The sequence below is a fragment of the Bacillus sp. CH_48 genome, assembly GCF_038008465.1.
Lineage (GTDB): Bacteria > Bacillota > Bacilli > Bacillales > Bacillaceae_G > Bacillus_A > Bacillus_A thuringiensis_S.
Genome location: NZ_JBBOZF010000001.1, coordinates 3,930,673 through 3,948,654, shown reverse-complemented (window position 1 = coordinate 3,948,654; position 17,982 = coordinate 3,930,673). Strand labels below are relative to the sequence as shown.

The window sequence follows — 17,982 nt, the reverse complement described above, 5'->3', positions numbered from 1 at the left end:
GAGAACATGTTTTCATTTTTTATGTAAACATGTTCTCATAAACATTTAAAATTCTATATTAACTTTTCATCCTATTCTTTACACAACTAATCTAAATTCCTTTTTACCAGCCCGCACTAGCATTCATACCATTTCCAATAATAGAAAGTAATAGCGGCCATAATACTGGTCCCAATGTAAGAAATACATTTAGAAGTATGAGCATTCTATATCCAACAGTGAAATTATGATTTTTACGATTAACAAATACTAAACTGATTAATGATATTATAGTCGTTAAAAATAATACTAACATTAGCAACCAATACCACACCATTAAACTAAGACTCCATGGTGTTAATAGCTCATGTATGATACAAAATGAGATTCCTAATACAGCAAAACTAAAACTAGTTACCGATGTTTTTATAAGCCATTTATTTATTTTTTTATCGTATGTATTTTTACAATATAAATCTATTAAAGTATATAAAGATAAATATGCCATTAATACACCTATCCAAGACAATAACCAGTCTCCGTCCCCTTTGAATAATACGTACAGTAACCAACACATGCCTACTGCAGAAAAAACAAAGGAAATAAGTATGCTTTTTAATACCGATTTCATTACATTTTCACACCCTAAAAAATTAATTATAATTTATAAAAATTAAGTATAGGTTAACATGCAATGAAATATAAGTAAATAAAGTTTATTTCATTTTCTTATTTGAAGACGGTTTCATATAAGAAAATAATTCATGTTAATCAAATTTCCGTATAAAAAAAGAAAAGGTGGATATTTATGTATCCACCTTCCCATCTTCCTCTACCCACTTCATTATTTCTTCCACATCTAAATCCGTATACGTCTTTTCACCATAACGAACAGACTCATATAACGGAATAATATCTCTCGTTCTACAAATTCTCTTTTGCCATTGTTACATCGTTTCAGAGAATCTTCTCTGTTCATGGTCTCATCTCACCTAAACTCGTACTTCTTTTTCTATTCTATAATTGCACATAGTACTCCATAATGGTTCAACCATCATAGAATACGTATTTTCAAACACCCTGTCACTTTCCTATCTCACTTAAAGATTCTCTTTTCACTCTTGATCATCATAAGCATCACCCAGTGATTCAAATTCACTCTTTAGCCAATAACAATATTGTCCATTATTCTTAATAAGTTTTTCAAGTAAGTCAGTGAATGAAGTGGCAATAATTTGCGACTCCCCAACTATTCCATGCCGATCAAAGAAACTATCATAACATCTACCTAGTCTTTCTTCACTAAGATCTATTGTTAAATATTCATCCTTGCCATCATTGCATATAATATACCAAGTTGATGAAATATCTTCTTCACATAACTCTCCTACAATTACGGGATTAGCCAAAATAAACCCCTTTGGGGTAACAATATGAATAGGATATTCCTCATTTTCACATAAAGTTAGACCACCACAAAGACTATAAAATTCTTTTAAATCACCTGGTAGCATATGCTTATTCTTATCAATTAACGGTAATTCTGTAGGCTCCTGAACTCGACAATTAGGTAATGATTTTACTTTTTTAATCAACTGATTAATATTTTCCATCTGAATTACTCCCTAAAATTATATTGATTAAAAGCCCTATAATACTCTTGCTTAGCTAAACGTGGTACATTCGCAGCATCAAACATTTTTTCCGTCAATTCTTGTATTTCCTTTGTTGAAACAGATTTCCACTCTACTTTACCTCCAACCTTTTTCCCTGTTTTATCAAAGAGCCATTGTCTATAAACAGCTTTAGTATCATTTTGTTGCTCTTTAGTTAAAGCTATATTTGGAGTATTCGCCCCTCTACTAACATAATCAGGGACATTATGTTCAGCCCATACATCCATAACGCCATGATGATTTTCTAATGGTGAATTGCTTGGTCTATACGGTACTACATCGTATGGTTCTGTAGTCTTACCCTTACCGCCATCTTTAGACTTCGCAAACTTATAATAAGCTTCTATTAATTCGCCTTGAGGTATATTTTGGTTACAATAGTTCCACCAACACTAGAGAATGCATAAGAAGCATCTCTCTTAAATGATTGTAACATTTCAAGGGTAGGCTTCAATTCTTTTGCTAGTGTTACTGCATTAGCAAATGTACTTACTCCACTTGATGCCTTTGCTCCTTTTGTGATATGGCCTATTGAAGATTTAATTAAATCATTCAATTAATTTCTATATACAGATATAAATAGAAGGTGATAACAATATGTTTATGAATTTACTAACATTCAATTAGATATTATGGATATTTAGATAAAAAAATCCAGTGATAATTCATAATTCGTCTGCGTTTCAACATCTCGTACATATTTCCTAATTAGCTCTTACATCTAGCTCACTGGATCCATTACCAACATTACCCTTATACCTACTTTAATACAAACTAAAAAATCCACAGTGTTAAAATTTATCACTGTGGATTCCAACATTTATTTTTCTTGGCAATGCACCATATCATAAGGGTAATATGAACTATCTTCCAAGGTTGAATCATCTAATTTTAAAATTTTAGCGATTGCTCCACTTTCAAAACTCCAGTAACCACTATAAATGTCATGTTTATTTTCATGTGCATCGTACCATGCTTCTTCTAAATGTCCCTTATACCAATACTCCTTTATATATTTCTCTAAATTTTTTATAGAATTCTCTTGTGAAATTTTATTACTCTCAATTACTTCTTTTAATTTGAAATATGGATATTTTACATAAAACTCACTTTGCTCATAAAAATCTGATGGCTCACTATTTCTAAAAGCAATAAAATAATTAATCAGATAATCATTTAATCCTTCTTTCCTTACCATTGCTATTAGTCTATTAAATTCTTTATCTTCAACATTTAGCATTACTGCTATAGATATCATCCATAACATACGTATATATCCACTTTCTTTATTCCACACTTTTTCCATTATATTTATTACTTCAGGTAAAAAATCACGAATAGTTTGGATAGAACAACCCGCAGAGTACATTGCCCTTAATTTATTAAAATGATACCCTTGTAACGCTATATATCCATTCTTTACACCTTTATCATCTTTGCCTCTTTCCTCAATAACCTTTTCAACCAATAATAAAAACTTTTCTATTCTCTTTTCCTCATAATTGATAAATTTGTTAAAATATATATCATTTTTGATTTTATCCCTTAGCATAATTTCTTTTCCACCTTTTATACTTCAAGAATTTTCTTCACAATCGTTCCGTCAGCATAACTTGAATAACAATTCTTTGAACATTTTCTGGATTCAGCAACATCTCTTCCACAATTTCATCTGCTTTTTCTTTTGACAAAGTACTATCTAACCTTCCACTTCCAAGAATCCAATCTTCACTCATTTGCTTACCATCATTTGTTTTTCCTAATTTGGATGTGTTATACTTAGCCTCCGCTATCACATACTTAGGTGGCGGAGATGAATTTTCATATACAGCATCTATTCCCTTAACAATTTTTTGATCTAATGTTAATACACGATCATCACTAATTCTAGTATATGTTTGACTTTCAAAAAAGTCATCCATCTTCATTTCACCATAATTTCCTTTACGCTTCGTTGTTTTTAAAGCTACTTCGCCACTTTCTACTGATTCTATTACCGTACGTTGTTGTGCTCTAGCTGCTTCTAATGTTTGGGCTACTTTTCTAGATTCCTTAGCTATTTCACCAGTTTTACCCTTACTACCATCTTTAGACTTCGCAAACTTATAATAAGCTTCTATTAATTCGCCTTGAGGTATTTTGGTTACGATAGTTCCACCAATACTAGAGAATGCATAGGAAGCCTCTCTCTTAAATGATTGTAACATTTCAAGCGTAGGCTTCAATTCTTTTGCTAGTTTTACTGCGTTAGCAAATGTACTTACTCCACTTGATGCTTTTGCTCCTTTTGTGATATGGCCTACTTTATTTAGTGCCCTATCGCCTAATATTGTGGTAGCTATTTGTGTTAATCCATAGGTAGTCAATTCTGTACGACTCTCTGCATCTCCCTCTATCATATCTCGTTTTATTTTATTTGAAAATGCATGCCACATATTTTTTGCAGTTTCATCCAAATGGAAAAGTGCATAGGTTACATTAATAAAAGTTCCTATGTCCATATTACTTAAAGCTATTGCGGACTCGATTTCATCACCAACAGCTTTCCCCGATCCTCTTTGAATAGCTTCCCACATCTTTTTCGCTGTTTCAAACGTGCTAACTATACCGTCTGCCGCATCGTCCCAAGCATTTCTAACCGGAGATTTCTTCTCAATTATGTTATTTGTTTCTATATCTTTAATTGACTGATCATTTTTTCGAGCTGTTTCTTCTATAATCCCCTGAATCGAACTCACCCAATCCATATTCAACCCTTGTGTACTAAACGTACCACTCACAGGACTAAATCCTTTCCCACTTTGCACTTCAGCGAGTCCGGCTGTGATGCTAGCTGCTAATTGGAGAGCGGTGCTGTAGTTGTTGCTGGATGAATGATTGAATTCATTAAACACGCTACTTACTTTACAGAACCATTCGCAAACACAAAAATAGTGCTAGTTGGATTCTCCAAACTACCACTATTTTTAAATTCTTCATTCATTAAATTACGTATAAATTAGTTTTTTAACGTTACTCATGATGCGTATATTTCGATTTGTTCATTATAGAACTTCCTCTACATCGACACTCTCTATCTTCACTTCATACATATTTGGGATGCTTGCTTCTTTTGGTACCCATGCATAATAATTTTGATCATTCTCTAACATAAATTGAACTAACTTTGTTTCTGAAACATTCCAGAAATTTTTAAGATTATCGATGTAGTCCTCTAAATCTTCTTTATAGTCCAATTGTAATATATAATCTCTTACCGTCAGGGCAAACACAATTAAACTTCCTAATAGATTTTTTTGTTCATTTTCTTCTTCATACTCTTGTGGTAAGAACCACACTTGACCTATTCCTATCGTTTTTTTGTATTTTTCATAAAAACTACTATCATCCATATTCTTATAATCATGTATTAATTCATTGACCAATGAATGCCATTTTGGCGGAATAATGTTTTCCAATGCAGGATTATGTTCAATTCCTTCTACTATTTCCTCAATTTCTTCTGTCTCATCTTCATAGTGATATTCACTTAGGTCTATATGCTTGAATTTCATTTCATTTTTATAATGTGCCAAATCATATGGATAATGGTTATTATCTTTTAAACTTGTATCATCCAGTTCCAAAATTTTTGCAAGCGCTGCCGTTTCAAAGCTCCAATATCCTACATATCCAGGTTCTTTATGCGCATTTTTCCACTCATAATCATAATGACCTTTAAACCATTCTTTCTCCATGTACGTTTGTAATCTTTTAGATGCTTCTTTTTTATCTATTTGTGCAAGTTCTATAATCTCTCTCGTTTTTGCATATGGATTTTCTTTATAATATCTGTTCGTCATGTTTGTGTATCCAATATCACTAGCGCATAAGAGGAAATCAATTACTGCGTCATTCATATTTTTTGTATCAACTATCTTTTTTAATCTTTCTATATTCTTTTTATCCGTTTCTAACAAAATTCCTAAAGAAATTATCCAAAGCATATATATATAACCCACTTTGCTAGCTCCTGTATGCTCTAAATCATCCATTGCATTATAAAAATATACTTCCATTGTGCTAATGTCTTCTCCTAAAGAATACATTGCTCTAATGTCGTTCATCTCATGTATAAAATTCCTTAAATATCTTCCTTCTATAATACTTATATTATCTTTAGGCTTTCTTTGTATACCATTCTTTTCATCTTCTTCTAAACTTCTAATCTCCTCTCTATTATCTTCAATAAACTTTTTATGGAGTTCTATTCCTTTTTTACATTTTTCTTCTATGCACAATTGATCTCTCATTCTATTTAATTCCTCCTAGCTTCTAAATTATGGCCATTCTCCAATATTGTTTCCTTCTTCATCTAACCTATATGTTTTTACGTTTCCACTACTATCGACTTTTGATAATACTCTTTCAACTTCACTATCTTCCAATGCATTCGCAATCTTTTCTGCTAATACTTCATCTCCATCAACAGCTTTCAATATTCTACTTTTTCCAGTTTCAGAACCGTTCAACCAATCATTTGACATTTGTCGTCCATCTTTAGTTTTCCCCAATTGTGAACTACCAAACTTAGCTTCATCAATAACATATTTAATATTTGAATTTGGATTTGCATTTTCGTATAATCCATCAATTCCTTTTACTATTTTATCATTTATACCTGTTGGTGCACTTTTTCCGACTGGCTTTAAATCAAATCCAGCTTCTTTTAAACTTTGATTATTCAATAAATTGTCACTAGATTTTATTTCACCATAATTACCTTTTTGCTTATTTGTAGCTGTTTTTGCATCAAAATTGTCTACATTTGTATTTTTGTTACTGCTAGGTTTACCCTTACCACCATCTTTAGACTTCGCAAACTTATAATAAGCTTCTATCAATTCACCTTGTGGTATTTTGGTTATGATAGTTCCACCAACACTAGAGAATGCATAGGAAGCCCCTCTCTTAAATGATTGTAACATTTCAAGCGTAGGCTGCAATTCTTTTGCTAGTTTTACTGCGTTAGCAAATGTACTTACTCCACTTGATGCTTTTGCTCCTTTTGTGATATGGCCTACTTTATTTAGTGCCCTATCGCCTAATATTGTGGTAGCTATTTGTGTTAATCCATAGGTAGTCAATTCTGTACGACTCTCTGCATCTCCCTCTATCATATCTCGTTTTATTTTATTTGAAAATGCATGCCACATATTTTTTGCAGTTTCATCCAAATGGAAAAGTGCATAGGTTACATTAATAAAAGTTCCTATGTCCATATTACTTAAAGCTATTGCGGACTCGATTTCATCACCAACAGCTTTCCCCGATCCTCTTTGAATAGCTTCCCACATCTTTTTCGCTGTTTCAAACGTGCTAACTATACCGTCTGCCGCATCGTCCCAAGCATTTCTAACCGGAGATTTCTTCTCAATTATGTTATTTGTTTCTATATCTTTAATTGACTGATCATTTTTTCGAGCTGTTTCTTCTATAATCCCCTGAATCGAACTCACCCAATCCATATTCAACCCTTGTGTACTAAACGTACCACTCACAGGACTAAATCCTTTCCCACTTTGCACTTCAGCGAGTCCGGCTGTGATGCTAGCTGCTAATTGGAGAGCGGTGCTGTAGTTGTTGCTGGATGAATGATTGAATTCATATAAATGCTCTAGTTTTTCTTCCAGTTTTTTTCTCATTGCACCTAATACCGTTACAATTGCACCTACTCCGGGCATTGGTGTAAGTACTTCTATTGCTTCTATACTTGTAATCGATTGATTAATTCCCCTTATTTGTTCTCTTATTTCTTGTTCAATCACATCTGTCGAAGCAACTTTCGCTTGGAACTCATTTGGAAATGCTTCATTTTGGCGAATTAATTCTTCACATAAGCATATGATTCCTTGCGCTAATGGCCGAAACGTTTGGACAAGGTAGGCTTTTGCACTACTGTATGTTTGTCCTTGTAATACTGTGTCTATCGCAAATGCATCAATAGATTGAATGGCTTGTTCCATACTTTGAATCGTAGCATTACATATAGCGTTCATACTTTGAGTTTGACTTTGTACTTCTCCCAAATACATGTTTAAACTCATGTATTGGCCTCCCTTTGTAGTTGCTGCTGTTCATAGGAAAGGTTGTTTTCTTTCTCGCTGAGATGCCGTTTTTCTTTAAGCAACGTCTCTTTTTCGTTTTCTAATTCGAATGTAAGTTTTCTTTCATACTGCCCGATCTCTTGCCGCATATTCGTAAAAAAGTGAAATGCTTCTTTGTCACCATACCAAGTTTCTAGTATTCGGTTAAATAAACGATTACTTCTATTTTTCCATTCATGAAAACTAGCCTCAGCTCGTTCTTGATTTTGCAGCGCGATTCGGTTTTCATTTTGTTCTTCAAATATAATTCGTAATTTTTGATTACATTGATTGATTCTCGTTTCAATTCCTTGACTCATCTTTTCTCCCTACCTTTTCCCCTTTACGTAGGTTGTTACATTATTGAAAAGTCTTTTGAAGTCCTGTATCCATTTTCTCAAATTCATTTGCTACGGAATGGATATTATCAATTGTTTGTTGAAAAGCAGTACAAAATTGTTTCGTGATCTGTAAATTTTGTTGATTTGCTTCTTGTGCTTTGAAGTTCACAGATAGTGTCGTACGCGTTGCCTTATTTATAGAGCGACTAGTAGCACTTTGCATTCTATCTGAAGCAGTTCTCATTTTCGTTGCAAGTTGCGTTGCCGTATGCAAATTACTTTGAAATTCTCCCATTACTTACTCCCCTCTACCTTTTATTTACAAGAAAATTATACCACGGAAAAATATCCCAATAAACCGAATGTTCGAATTTAACATACAATTCAGCGCTGTTACTGAGGATGCGAGCAACGCTTATCTATCAACATAACTGAGTCCAAGATGGATTCTACTTATACAAAAAAGATGACTTCAGCCATATGCTAAAGTCATCTTTTTCTACCTTCTTATTTTACTAATTCTCCATTATAAGCTTTTATATTAAGCGGAGCAGTTAAAAATTGTGCTGCTTTACTAACGAAAGATGTGAAGTGTTCACTCGTATTATGGCTCGCAACTGCTGCTTCATCTTTCCATACTTCTACCATCGTATAAACACTTTCTTTTTCTGTATCTTTATATAAGTCATAAGATACATTTCCACTTTCTTCTCTTGAACCATGAATAAGCGGACGAATTTCTTCTAAAAATGCTTGTTGTTTCGCTGGATCTACTTGAAATATTGCGTGAATAATAATCATGGTGCTTCCCCTCTCATCTTTCACTTATTGAAGTTCTTTTATAAAATTATTTCCACTCTGCAACTTTTTCAATTGGAAGACGTACTGATTGGTAACCACTGTCTGCAGCTTTCCCGATTGAAATTAACATAACTGGTACGTAGCGTTCTTTATCTAGTCCAAATGCTTCTGCAATTTGGTCTTTTTCAAATCCACCAATTGGACAAGTATCATAACCGTGTGCACGAGCTGCTAGCATAAATTGCATCGCTACAAGACCACCGTCAATTAATACTGTATCTTTCATTACTTCTGGTGTAACCATAGAGAAGTAAGCTGAAAGTTTTTTCATTTGATCTTCTTTTACTTCTGCTGGCATAAGTCCACGCTCTACTGCTGTACCGTAAATTTCTTCTGCGTTATCAAAGTTGTTTAAATCACCAAATAAAGCAATCATTGCTGAAGATGTTTCTACTTGAGATTGATTGAATTTCGCAAGTGGCGCAAGTGTTGCTTTCGCTTCGTCACTTTCAATCACTACGAATCTCCATGGTTGCATGTTTACTGAAGATGGTGCAAGTGTTGCTTCTGTAAGAATTTCTGTCATTTCTTCTTTGCTAATTTTCACTGAAGGGTCGTACTTACGAATTGAACGACGTCCTGTTAAAATTTCGTTAAAATCATTTGTTTTTACTGAGTTAGTCATAGTTGTATTCTCCCTTTTTTATAATTCTTTTATATTTTCTTGAATGTGATTTAACATATTTAAAAGATTATCGCGTTCTTCCTCACTTAATCCTTTAAATGCAGATGCTGCAAAACGTTCTTTTTCCTCTTGAAACGCTTGAATTTTATTTCGTCCCTCTTCAGTAAGAGAAACTAACGTAATTCTGTTATCTTCTGGATTTTTACGTCTTACAATCATTTCATTGGCCTCAAGCTGCTTTAAATGCCTTGTTATCGCAGCATTATCAATATTCACTTCTTGCTGAAGTGCTTTTTGACTAATTTCACCTACTTCAAATAATTGAAGTATAAGCTCTAATCGAGACTGGCTCATACCCGTACACCCTTCAAATTTCGAACTTACTTCTTTATTTAGAAAGTGTAATTTATATAAAATAATCGCTTCTTTTGAGCATGAACTTGTCAAATTACCCCTCCTTTACAATCAAAATAAAAACATTTGATGTATCAATAGTTGATATGTCAATTAATATAATCTATATCGATTTAGAATGCAAGCATTTTGTTTTTATTTTATTTTTTCCAAATTAAGGCGCTTTGTAGCGTTACAAATAATGTTAATTGCACTATAATAATACTAATTTAAAGAACTGGAGAGTGATTGTAATGCGGCAATACACAAATAGAAATGAGGAAATGAAAATGGAAAATGAAATGAGGATATTTAAATATGACAACAATAAATATAGGGATTGTCGCGCACGTAGACGCTGGCAAGACGAGTTTGACTGAGCGTATTCTTTATGAAACAAATGTAATTAAAGAAATTGGCCGAGTTGATAGTGGTAATACACAAACTGACTCAATGGAATTAGAAAGACAGCGCGGAATTACGATTAAAGCATCTGTCGTTTCTTTCTATATAAATGACTTAAAAGTAAATGTAATTGATACACCTGGACACGCTGATTTTATCGCTGAAGTGGAGCGATCCTTCCGCGTTTTAGACGGTGCGATTTTAGTTATTTCTGCCGTTGAAGGTGTGCAAGCACAAACGAAGATTTTAATGCGAACATTACAGAAACTAAACATACCAACAATATTATTCGTAAATAAAATTGATCGTAATGGCGCAAATACTGAAAAAGTTATGAAACAAATAAAAGAGATTCTTTCAAATGAAGCATTCCCCTTCTACTCTGTTCTAAACGTAGGAACGAAAGGAGCCCGGATTATTGCATACAAATCATATGACGATTGTACGGAACTGTTAGCGCCATATAATGAATCGTTACTTGCGTCATATGTAAATGATGAAATCGTACCGGACGTATTATTAAGAGAAGAACTCGAAAAACAAATACAGCAAGCAAGTGTGTACCCAATCTTTTTCGGTTCAGCCATGACAGGTATAGGTGTAACTGAACTGCTCGAAAATATTTCAACCTTATTTCCAGCTAATAAGTCGGCAGAAAACGAAACATTATCCGGTGTTGTGTTTAAAATTGAACGTGAACCTTCTGGAGAAAAGATTGCTTATGTAAGAGTTTTTTCTGGTCGTTTACACGTAAGAAAATATGTTGATATACAGCGCGGAGACGTTCTGGGGCATAAAGAAAAGGTTAAGAAAATATGTCTATTTCATAACGGGAATGTTGTTCAAGCTTCTATCGTTCCTAGCGGAGAATTTTGCAAAGTGTGGGGACTGAATGATATTAAAATTGGTGATATTATCGGTGAACGGACTCGTTATATAAAAGATATTCACTTTGCCGAACCACAAATGGAAGCGGCCATTGATGCAGTATCAAAAGAAAGAATTCATGATTTATACGCTGCACTTATGGAACTCTGTGAAGAAGATCCACTCATTAAAGTGTGGAAAGATGATGTTCATAAGGAACTATACATTCGCCTTTTCGGTGAAGTGCAAAAAGAAGTAATTGAAACCACACTTTTTGAGAAGTATAATTTGCAGGTTACTTTCTCAAATACACGAGTTGTATGTATTGAGAAACCAATTGGCATAGGGAATAGCGTTGAAGTAATGGGCGAAAAAGCGAATCCATTTTACGCAACAATTGGCTTCGAAGTGGAGCGTGGTGAACTTAATTCTGGCATAACGTATAACTTAGGTGTTGAGCTTGGATCACTTCCATTAGCATTCCATAAAGCGATTGAAGATACGGTATTTCAAACGTTAAAACAAGGATTATATGGATGGGAAGTTACAGATATTATCGTCACGTTAACACATACTGGTTATGCTAGTCCTGTTACAACAGCGAGTGACTTTAGAAATTTAACACCGATCGTATTAATGGATGCTTTAAAGCAAGCTGAAACACATGTATATGAACCAATAAACGAGTTTGAATTAACTGTACCGGAGCACGCAATTAGTACCGCGATGTATAAGCTCGCTGCCGTTCCAGCAACTTTTAGAGAGCCTATATTGAATAATAACTCTTACCAGTTAACAGGATCATTACCTGTTGCAAAAACAGAGAATTTTAAACGAATGCTACATTCATTTACAGAAGGAGACGGCATATTTACAACGAAGCCAGCTGGTTTCACAAAGCTTATGGCTCCCTTCCCTACTCGAAAACGTGTTGATTATAATCCGCTGAACCGTAAGGATTATTTACTTCATGTTTTGAAGGCTTATTAAAGTAAAAGAGGTGCAATTCGCACCTCTTTTGCATGTATTAATAGGTTAGTTTGTCCTAACAACTTCTTTAAGTTCTCCTATTATTTTCGCTATAGCCTCAATTGAATTTTCCGTTTCATATCCCCCAACATTTACAGAATGATTTGCATTTTTGACAACTTCAATCTGTAAATTCGTTTTATATAACTGATCAATTTGATCTGCATTGTATTGGTAATCTTTATCCCCAATAACTAAAAACCCTTCGTGTCGACTATGTAAGATAGAATCAAAAATTGTATCAAACGTCAGTAAAGGTGTAAGTAGTATCATTTTTGACTGCGCGAATTCGTCTCTCTTCATTAAATCATTTGCAATCGGAATTGTTCCGAGTGATTTCCCTAAAAACATAGTATCGTTATATTGCTTACCTTTTAATACGCCCTTCATTATAGGATTAATATCATCCATCATTACTTTCGTTATTTCTTCCATTGTTTTATTCATTACTTGTTCGTCATAAGAATAATGAATATGTACTACATCTATTTTATTTTCGAGCATAAGCATCGTCGCATAATAAAATAACGGTTTATCGTAATTGTATCCTGAACCGGAGAACATAAAGCAAATCCTACTAGAACCTTTTTCGATATGTGTGTAATAAATTACTTTGTCATTTATATGTACCTCTTTTTTAGTCCCCTTCACCATTTTCCCCTCCGAATACATTTAATCTTTTAAAACGATATGTTCTATATGAACTGCTATATCATTTACTTTTTCTTTTATAAACGCAGGCTGTAAATTATATGCCTCTAACTCTTCTACTGGCACCCACCTAAACAAATACGTTCTATCCTCTTCTTCCAAAATATATTGATCCACTCCATTTGCAGGTAACTCATGTAGCTCTACTTCATAATAAAAACTAATTTCATGAAACTTTCGCTCAGAAAGTGTAAAGAAATTTTCTACTGACCATATTAATCTTTTCCCTTTCATAGGAACACCTAATTCTTCTGCAAGCTCTCGTTTTAACGCATCCTCACTATTCTCTAACATTTTCACTCTTCCGCCTGGTACGTACCAAAAATCTTCACCGTCACATTGCTGAATAAGTAGTTTATTACCTTGTTTACAAATTGCTCCGACTCGGTAATTAAAACATGTTTCCTCTACTTTAAACGTAAGATCCATCCGTAATGCCCCCTCATATAAATATCGAATTATTACAAAACAATTATGTAATTACTGTACAAATAAGGTTACTAAATTTATCCACTTCATTCAATCGTTTTCGAATTTTCCGAACTCTTATTTTTCATCATTACAAGTGTATATACATATGTTACAATCACATTGCACACTAGAAAACATTATGGGGGTACGGATGGAAACGTTATTAATCCAGCAAACTGAGAAATCAAATAAGTTTTGGAAAATCGTTGTGAAAGAAAAAGACTATGTTGTGTTTTACGGAAAAATCGGCACAGCTGGCAGTGTGAAAGCGAAAGAGTTTGAAACAGAAGAAGAATGTATGAAAGAAGCTAATAAACTAGTTGCTTCCAAACGTAAAAAAGGATATATAAACCCTATTCAAGGGGAAGATTACATAAAAGAAAAGACAATAACCGAAGAAGAATTTTGGGAACTACTTAATCGTGCAAAAACGAAAGGTGAGGAACAAGTAGAACAAATAGAATGGCTTACTTCCCACCTTGCTAAACATACAGTACATGAAATTGTTGCTTTCGATACGCATATGCATCGTATTTTGAAAGATTCCTATACCTCCCGTTTATGGGCAGCAGCCTATATTATTATGGGTGGCTGTTCAGATGATACTTTCGATTACTTCCGTGGATGGTTATTATATCAAGGAAAAGAGACATACGAAGCTTGTATTGAAGATCCAGAACGATTAATTCCTGTATTAGAAAACTTGAGTGAGTATGACGTCCCAGAGATTGAAGAACTTTCTTTATATTTCGGTTTCACTGTATATGCAGAAAAAACTGGTGACGAAGATGATACTTACTTTACACTTTACCATGTCTTATCTAATGAAGAATTCGACGATGTAGATTTTGAATTTGACTGGAATGAAGACGATGAAGAAGGTTTAAAAAAGATGTTTCCTAAGCTATGGGAGATGTATGGGGAAGAACCGATTGAGTAGTAGATTAATTATTCGTGAAAAAGCGCCTTGTTTCTTTAGTAACAAGGCGCTTTTTTTGATACTATATTTAAATTATTATCTTCCCACTCTCCCACCACTCCATAAAAGTCTTTAAAGAAGGAGCAACCCACGTTCTACTATCATTTTCATGATTCCATACATATATATCATCTCTTTGCACTTTTCCATTCAAAATGGAATAGCCAAACAAATCACCATTTCCGCCATCAGCAAAAAATAATAAACAGTCAAAAGGCATGTATAAATCCTTAAAATCAACTATATTTCTCATACTCATATTTTCAGTTTTAATTTTTGAAGCAGACCATATAAAGTCACCGTATTCACCTTCTATACCATTTGTTTCCTGTAATAATTGATATAAATCATTCGGTAACTCCACATGTATACATTGTTGTATATCAGTAAGTTCCTCCTTCGTAGCCGAATTTTTTAAGCTTAAGTTTGATGAGATACTGTGAATGGTGTCTTTCCACATCACCTTTTCTCCTCCTTATGTGCAATCAAGTATATTCAAAGGACACCGCTAAATTTATTGATACCATCTTTCTAACAATTCCTTCTCCCTCTCCCCTGAAATACCTGCTTTTAATTCCCATTCGTCCACACTCTTCATCCACTCATACACATCTGTAACTGTATGTCCTAACCTTCTAAAAGTAAGTCCTTCTTTAACAGCACTTTCAATACTAATTGAAAATCCACCTTTCCACGGCTTCGTTTCACCTTCTAATGAAAAAGTTTCTGGAAGCCATAAAGGCATCTCTGTCCAAGGCTGCACTTTATGTTCATTCATAAACGATTCATCTATCCAAACGAATTCAGCATCACTATTCGTAACTTTTTTACACGTATTTAATAGCTCTTCCATCGTCAAATCATCATTCGGACCTGTTACATTGAATGTACCTGCATTTTTGTTTTCTGCCATGTTTAGTCCCCAGTTTGCGACGTCTTTTATATCAACTATCTGTACTGGACGGTCTTTTCTTCCTGGAACTAACACTTTACCTCCTTTTGCTACACGCCCGATCCAGTATGGAAGTCGATCTGTATAATCGAACATTCCTGAAAGAAGTCCTGCTCTTACGTGTAAAACACGCCCCGGCCAATACTTCTCTGCTTCTTTTTCGCATAATACTTTCAGCGCACCATAATGCTCATAAGGAGATATTTCACCATTCTCTACAGCCTTTATTTGCTCTTCCGTCGGTTCAGGTTGTAATATATAGTCTTCTTTTATGTCATGCAGAATCCAATCTTTATATACGGAAAGGCTTGAGATGAATATATAGTGTTCAATATTATCTTTAAGCACTTCTCCAACATTCCTAATATGATGCGGAGAGAATCCACATGTGTCTATGACAACATCCCACGTTCGATTTTTTAAACTTGATACATCGTTATTTCTGTCACCGGTTAACTGCTCCACATTAGAAAAAATTTCTTTGTTTGTTCCTCGGTTAAATAACGTAATTTCATGCCCTCTCTGTAAAGCCTCATCTACAAATGCTCTTCCTAAAAATCGTGTACCGCCTAGAATTAGAATTTTCATGGTTCTCCCCCATTCGTGATTAATAACCCTTCCTAATGTTTAACGATTTTTTATTGAGGAAAGTTACGGGGAGCGTTTAAATTTTTCTACAAGTTCACCATTACTCTTTTAAAAGTATATACTCTTTGATTAATCTCCATCTATCCTTTGTTTCTGGCACAACCTCAGAAGCAATCACCACCACCAATTCCTTCTCTGGAATACAACAAACCATATTCCCACCATCACCCATTGCACAGTATGAAAAGATTCCATTTTCTTCTCGTAACCACCATAAGTAACCATATTGATTTTGGTTCATTTCTGTCGATTCTTTTATCCATGATTTTGATAGTATTTGTTTTCCATTATGAATACCTTCATTCAAACACAACTGTCCAAACTTAGCCATATCCCTAACCGTTAACGTTAGTCCCCATCCGCCTGTCGAAATACCATTTGGATCGTGAACCCATCCCTTTACATCTTTTCCGAATAAGTCATCAAATCCAAATGCTTTCATAGTGTAGTTTGAAATTTCGCTCATGCCGAGTGGTTGAAATAAGTATTCATTCGCAAACTCACGGGCACTTTTTCCTGTTACACTCGTAATAATCGCTGATAGTACATGTGCTCCTGCAGATGAATATTTAAAAGATCCAATTTCTCCGCCTTGTCCTATCCTATTTAACGTATACTGTACCCAATCTCGTTGCATACATAGTTCTTCTAACGGTTCCTGCCAGTCTACGAAAGGATGTGGAGCTGTCATTGTCAACAGATGTCGTACTGTTATTTCAGATGAATTAACGTTATATTCCGGGAAAAATTCTATTACTCTTTGATCAACGCTTTTTATATAGCCTTTATCTACACATAGTCCAATTAACGCAGAAATAATCGTTTTTGTGACTGACGCTATATGAAATGCATCATCTGGACCGTGACCGTTATAATATTTTTCAAAAATAACATCACCTTTTTGTACTACTAACATCCCATTAATATTTTTATACTCTTCTTTTATAATCAAATCTAACTTTTCAGCAGTTTTCATTTTTATTCCCCTTTAACCCATAATTAAAAAGGTTCGATCGGTACATATATATCAACTATATGTTTATTTTCCGGGTGCCGTCTTGGGTCATTTTTATACATTTCAAAAGGATACGAATCTCTCGGTTTATATCCGCTATTAGGAAGCCACTCACCGTATAAGAAATCCCATGCTCCTTTATATTCATCCTGGAATATTTCAAAATGACCTACCGCATACTTTCCAGAAGGTATTACCATTATTCCAATGTCGCTCGTTTCTACTGGGGACCCCTCTGGAATTTTTATACATAAACTTGTTCTTAAATGATTTTCTTCAGTAAATTCATGATGATCGTGGTAAATGGTTAATACTTTCGTATCCTCAAATACATGACAGTTTTCCTTCGCTGCGTAATGAAATAATTTCTCTATCATTTTTGGAAAAGCTATCGTTAACTCTTCATATATACCGATATGCCTTATGTATGCGACGTGTATATCGTCCGCTGTTACAATTTCAACATTTCCTCGAACCTTCTTACACTTATTGTATTGAGAAGCTCTCCTTACGTCTTTGCAATTCTTGCTATTATCGTTTCGATATTGAGATGGACTTATTCCGTAATGACTTTTAAATGTGCGGGAGAAAACTGCTGAATCTGTAAACCCGAAGTGATACGCAATATGTGTAATCGTCATATCTGTGCGATATGTAAGTAGATTTGTTGCCCTTTCTAACTTCAATCGGTTTACATACCGTGATAATGGCTCGTCTACTATCCCCTTGAAAATCCGATGAAAATGAAACTTTGAAAATCCTGCTATATCCGCTAGCTCTTCAATGGATAGTGAATCATTTATGTGTGATTCTATATAATCTTGCACTTTATAAATGCGTCGTAAGTATTCATTTCTACTTTGTTTACTCTCCATATTTTTATCTCCTCACAACAAAAAGGCTAC

18 protein-coding genes and 3 pseudogenes are annotated in these 17,982 nt (G+C 34.2%); 2 read left to right on the top strand and 19 right to left on the bottom strand.

Annotated elements, in window-relative coordinates; genetic code table 11:
- Positions 1 to 103 precede the first annotated feature (103 nt).
- The 13 genes and pseudogenes from N2V92_RS19815 to N2V92_RS19755 all read right to left on the bottom strand — a co-directional run bounded on the left by N2V92_RS19815 (position 104) and on the right by N2V92_RS19755 (position 10,054).
- Positions 104 to 610: a DUF3902 family protein gene (locus N2V92_RS19815; RefSeq protein WP_000843839.1), complete on the bottom strand. Its 507-nt coding sequence runs from the start codon at positions 608 to 610 to the stop codon at positions 104 to 106.
- A gap of 175 nt (positions 611 to 785) precedes the next feature.
- A pseudogene (locus N2V92_RS19810) lies at positions 786 to 959 on the bottom strand (signal peptidase II); the annotation flags it as partial.
- Positions 960 to 1,094: 135 nt separating this feature from the next.
- Positions 1,095 to 1,592 carry an SMI1/KNR4 family protein gene (locus N2V92_RS19805; protein WP_042598182.1) on the bottom strand — a complete coding sequence of 166 codons (498 nt, stop codon included), beginning with the start codon at positions 1,590 to 1,592 and terminating at the stop codon, positions 1,095 to 1,097.
- A gap of 5 nt (positions 1,593 to 1,597) precedes the next feature.
- Positions 1,598 to 2,211 (bottom strand): annotated as a pseudogene (locus N2V92_RS30050) (sugar-binding protein).
- A 264-nt stretch (positions 2,212 to 2,475) separates the two neighbouring features.
- Positions 2,476 to 3,207 carry a PoNe immunity protein domain-containing protein gene (locus tag N2V92_RS19795; RefSeq protein WP_042598184.1) on the bottom strand — a complete coding sequence of 244 codons (732 nt, stop codon included), beginning with the start codon at positions 3,205 to 3,207 and terminating at the stop codon, positions 2,476 to 2,478.
- A 37-nt stretch (positions 3,208 to 3,244) separates the two neighbouring features.
- Positions 3,245 to 4,540, bottom strand: a pseudogene (locus N2V92_RS19790) (cytoplasmic protein); the annotation flags it as partial.
- 159 nt (positions 4,541 to 4,699) lie between these two features.
- On the bottom strand, positions 4,700 to 5,947 hold the full coding sequence (locus N2V92_RS19785) for a PoNi-like cognate immunity protein (protein ID WP_044798024.1): 1,248 nt from the start codon (positions 5,945 to 5,947) through the stop codon (positions 4,700 to 4,702).
- 27 nt (positions 5,948 to 5,974) lie between these two features.
- Complete coding sequence (locus N2V92_RS19780; RefSeq protein ID WP_044798025.1) at positions 5,975 to 7,741, bottom strand: T7SS effector LXG polymorphic toxin; 1,767 nt, start codon at positions 7,739 to 7,741, stop codon at positions 5,975 to 5,977.
- On the bottom strand, positions 7,738 to 8,100 hold the full coding sequence (locus N2V92_RS19775; RefSeq protein ID WP_000077521.1) for a DUF3958 family protein: 363 nt from the start codon (positions 8,098 to 8,100) through the stop codon (positions 7,738 to 7,740). Before N2V92_RS19775 ends, N2V92_RS19780 begins: the two co-directional genes overlap by 4 nt.
- A 40-nt stretch (positions 8,101 to 8,140) precedes the next feature.
- Complete coding sequence (locus N2V92_RS19770; protein ID WP_017763328.1) at positions 8,141 to 8,416, bottom strand: TIGR04197 family type VII secretion effector; 276 nt, start codon at positions 8,414 to 8,416, stop codon at positions 8,141 to 8,143.
- A 212-nt stretch (positions 8,417 to 8,628) separates the two neighbouring features.
- The gene (locus N2V92_RS19765; RefSeq protein ID WP_042598189.1) at positions 8,629 to 8,922 is read right to left on the bottom strand and encodes a putative quinol monooxygenase; all 294 of its coding nucleotides are present in this window, start codon (positions 8,920 to 8,922) and stop codon (positions 8,629 to 8,631) included.
- A gap of 46 nt (positions 8,923 to 8,968) precedes the next feature.
- Positions 8,969 to 9,607: a nitroreductase family protein gene (locus N2V92_RS19760; RefSeq protein ID WP_000185391.1), complete on the bottom strand. Its 639-nt coding sequence runs from the start codon at positions 9,605 to 9,607 to the stop codon at positions 8,969 to 8,971.
- Between the two features lie 18 nt (positions 9,608 to 9,625).
- Positions 9,626 to 10,054: a MarR family winged helix-turn-helix transcriptional regulator gene (locus tag N2V92_RS19755; RefSeq protein WP_000204164.1), complete on the bottom strand. Its 429-nt coding sequence runs from the start codon at positions 10,052 to 10,054 to the stop codon at positions 9,626 to 9,628.
- A gap of 264 nt (positions 10,055 to 10,318) precedes the next feature.
- On the opposite strand from N2V92_RS19755, the gene N2V92_RS19750 reads away from it, so the two are divergent.
- Positions 10,319 to 12,262 (top strand): elongation factor G, encoded by a 1,944-nt coding sequence (locus N2V92_RS19750; protein WP_042598191.1) that lies wholly within the window; start codon positions 10,319 to 10,321, stop codon positions 12,260 to 12,262.
- A 45-nt stretch (positions 12,263 to 12,307) separates the two neighbouring features.
- Here the strand turns inward: N2V92_RS19750 and N2V92_RS19745 are convergent, their stop codons facing one another.
- Both N2V92_RS19745 and N2V92_RS19740 read right to left on the bottom strand, forming a co-directional pair.
- Entirely contained in the window at positions 12,308 to 12,973 is a 666-nt protein-coding gene (locus N2V92_RS19745) for an alpha/beta hydrolase (protein WP_153599624.1), read from the bottom strand.
- Positions 12,974 to 13,441 carry an NUDIX hydrolase gene (locus N2V92_RS19740; protein ID WP_000366255.1) on the bottom strand — a complete coding sequence of 156 codons (468 nt, stop codon included), beginning with the start codon at positions 13,439 to 13,441 and terminating at the stop codon, positions 12,974 to 12,976. It lies immediately after the preceding gene.
- Between the two features lie 193 nt (positions 13,442 to 13,634).
- On the opposite strand from N2V92_RS19740, the gene N2V92_RS19735 reads away from it, so the two are divergent.
- Complete coding sequence (locus N2V92_RS19735) at positions 13,635 to 14,423, top strand: DUF4240 domain-containing protein (protein WP_042598193.1); 789 nt, start codon at positions 13,635 to 13,637, stop codon at positions 14,421 to 14,423.
- A gap of 67 nt (positions 14,424 to 14,490) precedes the next feature.
- On the opposite strand, the gene N2V92_RS19730 is transcribed toward N2V92_RS19735, so the two are convergent.
- The 4 genes from N2V92_RS19730 to N2V92_RS19715 form a co-directional block, all read right to left on the bottom strand.
- Positions 14,491 to 14,922, bottom strand: a complete 432-nt coding sequence (locus tag N2V92_RS19730) for an SMI1/KNR4 family protein (protein ID WP_000265344.1) — start codon at positions 14,920 to 14,922, stop codon at positions 14,491 to 14,493.
- A 54-nt stretch (positions 14,923 to 14,976) separates the two neighbouring features.
- Entirely contained in the window at positions 14,977 to 16,002 is a 1,026-nt protein-coding gene (locus N2V92_RS19725; RefSeq protein WP_000697691.1) for an SDR family oxidoreductase, read from the bottom strand.
- A 100-nt stretch (positions 16,003 to 16,102) separates the two neighbouring features.
- Positions 16,103 to 17,038 carry a serine hydrolase domain-containing protein gene (locus N2V92_RS19720; protein ID WP_042598197.1) on the bottom strand — a complete coding sequence of 312 codons (936 nt, stop codon included), beginning with the start codon at positions 17,036 to 17,038 and terminating at the stop codon, positions 16,103 to 16,105.
- Between the two features lie 23 nt (positions 17,039 to 17,061).
- Complete coding sequence (locus N2V92_RS19715) at positions 17,062 to 17,952, bottom strand: AraC family transcriptional regulator (RefSeq protein WP_042598199.1); 891 nt, start codon at positions 17,950 to 17,952, stop codon at positions 17,062 to 17,064.
- Between the last annotated feature and the right edge of the window lie 30 nt (positions 17,953 to 17,982).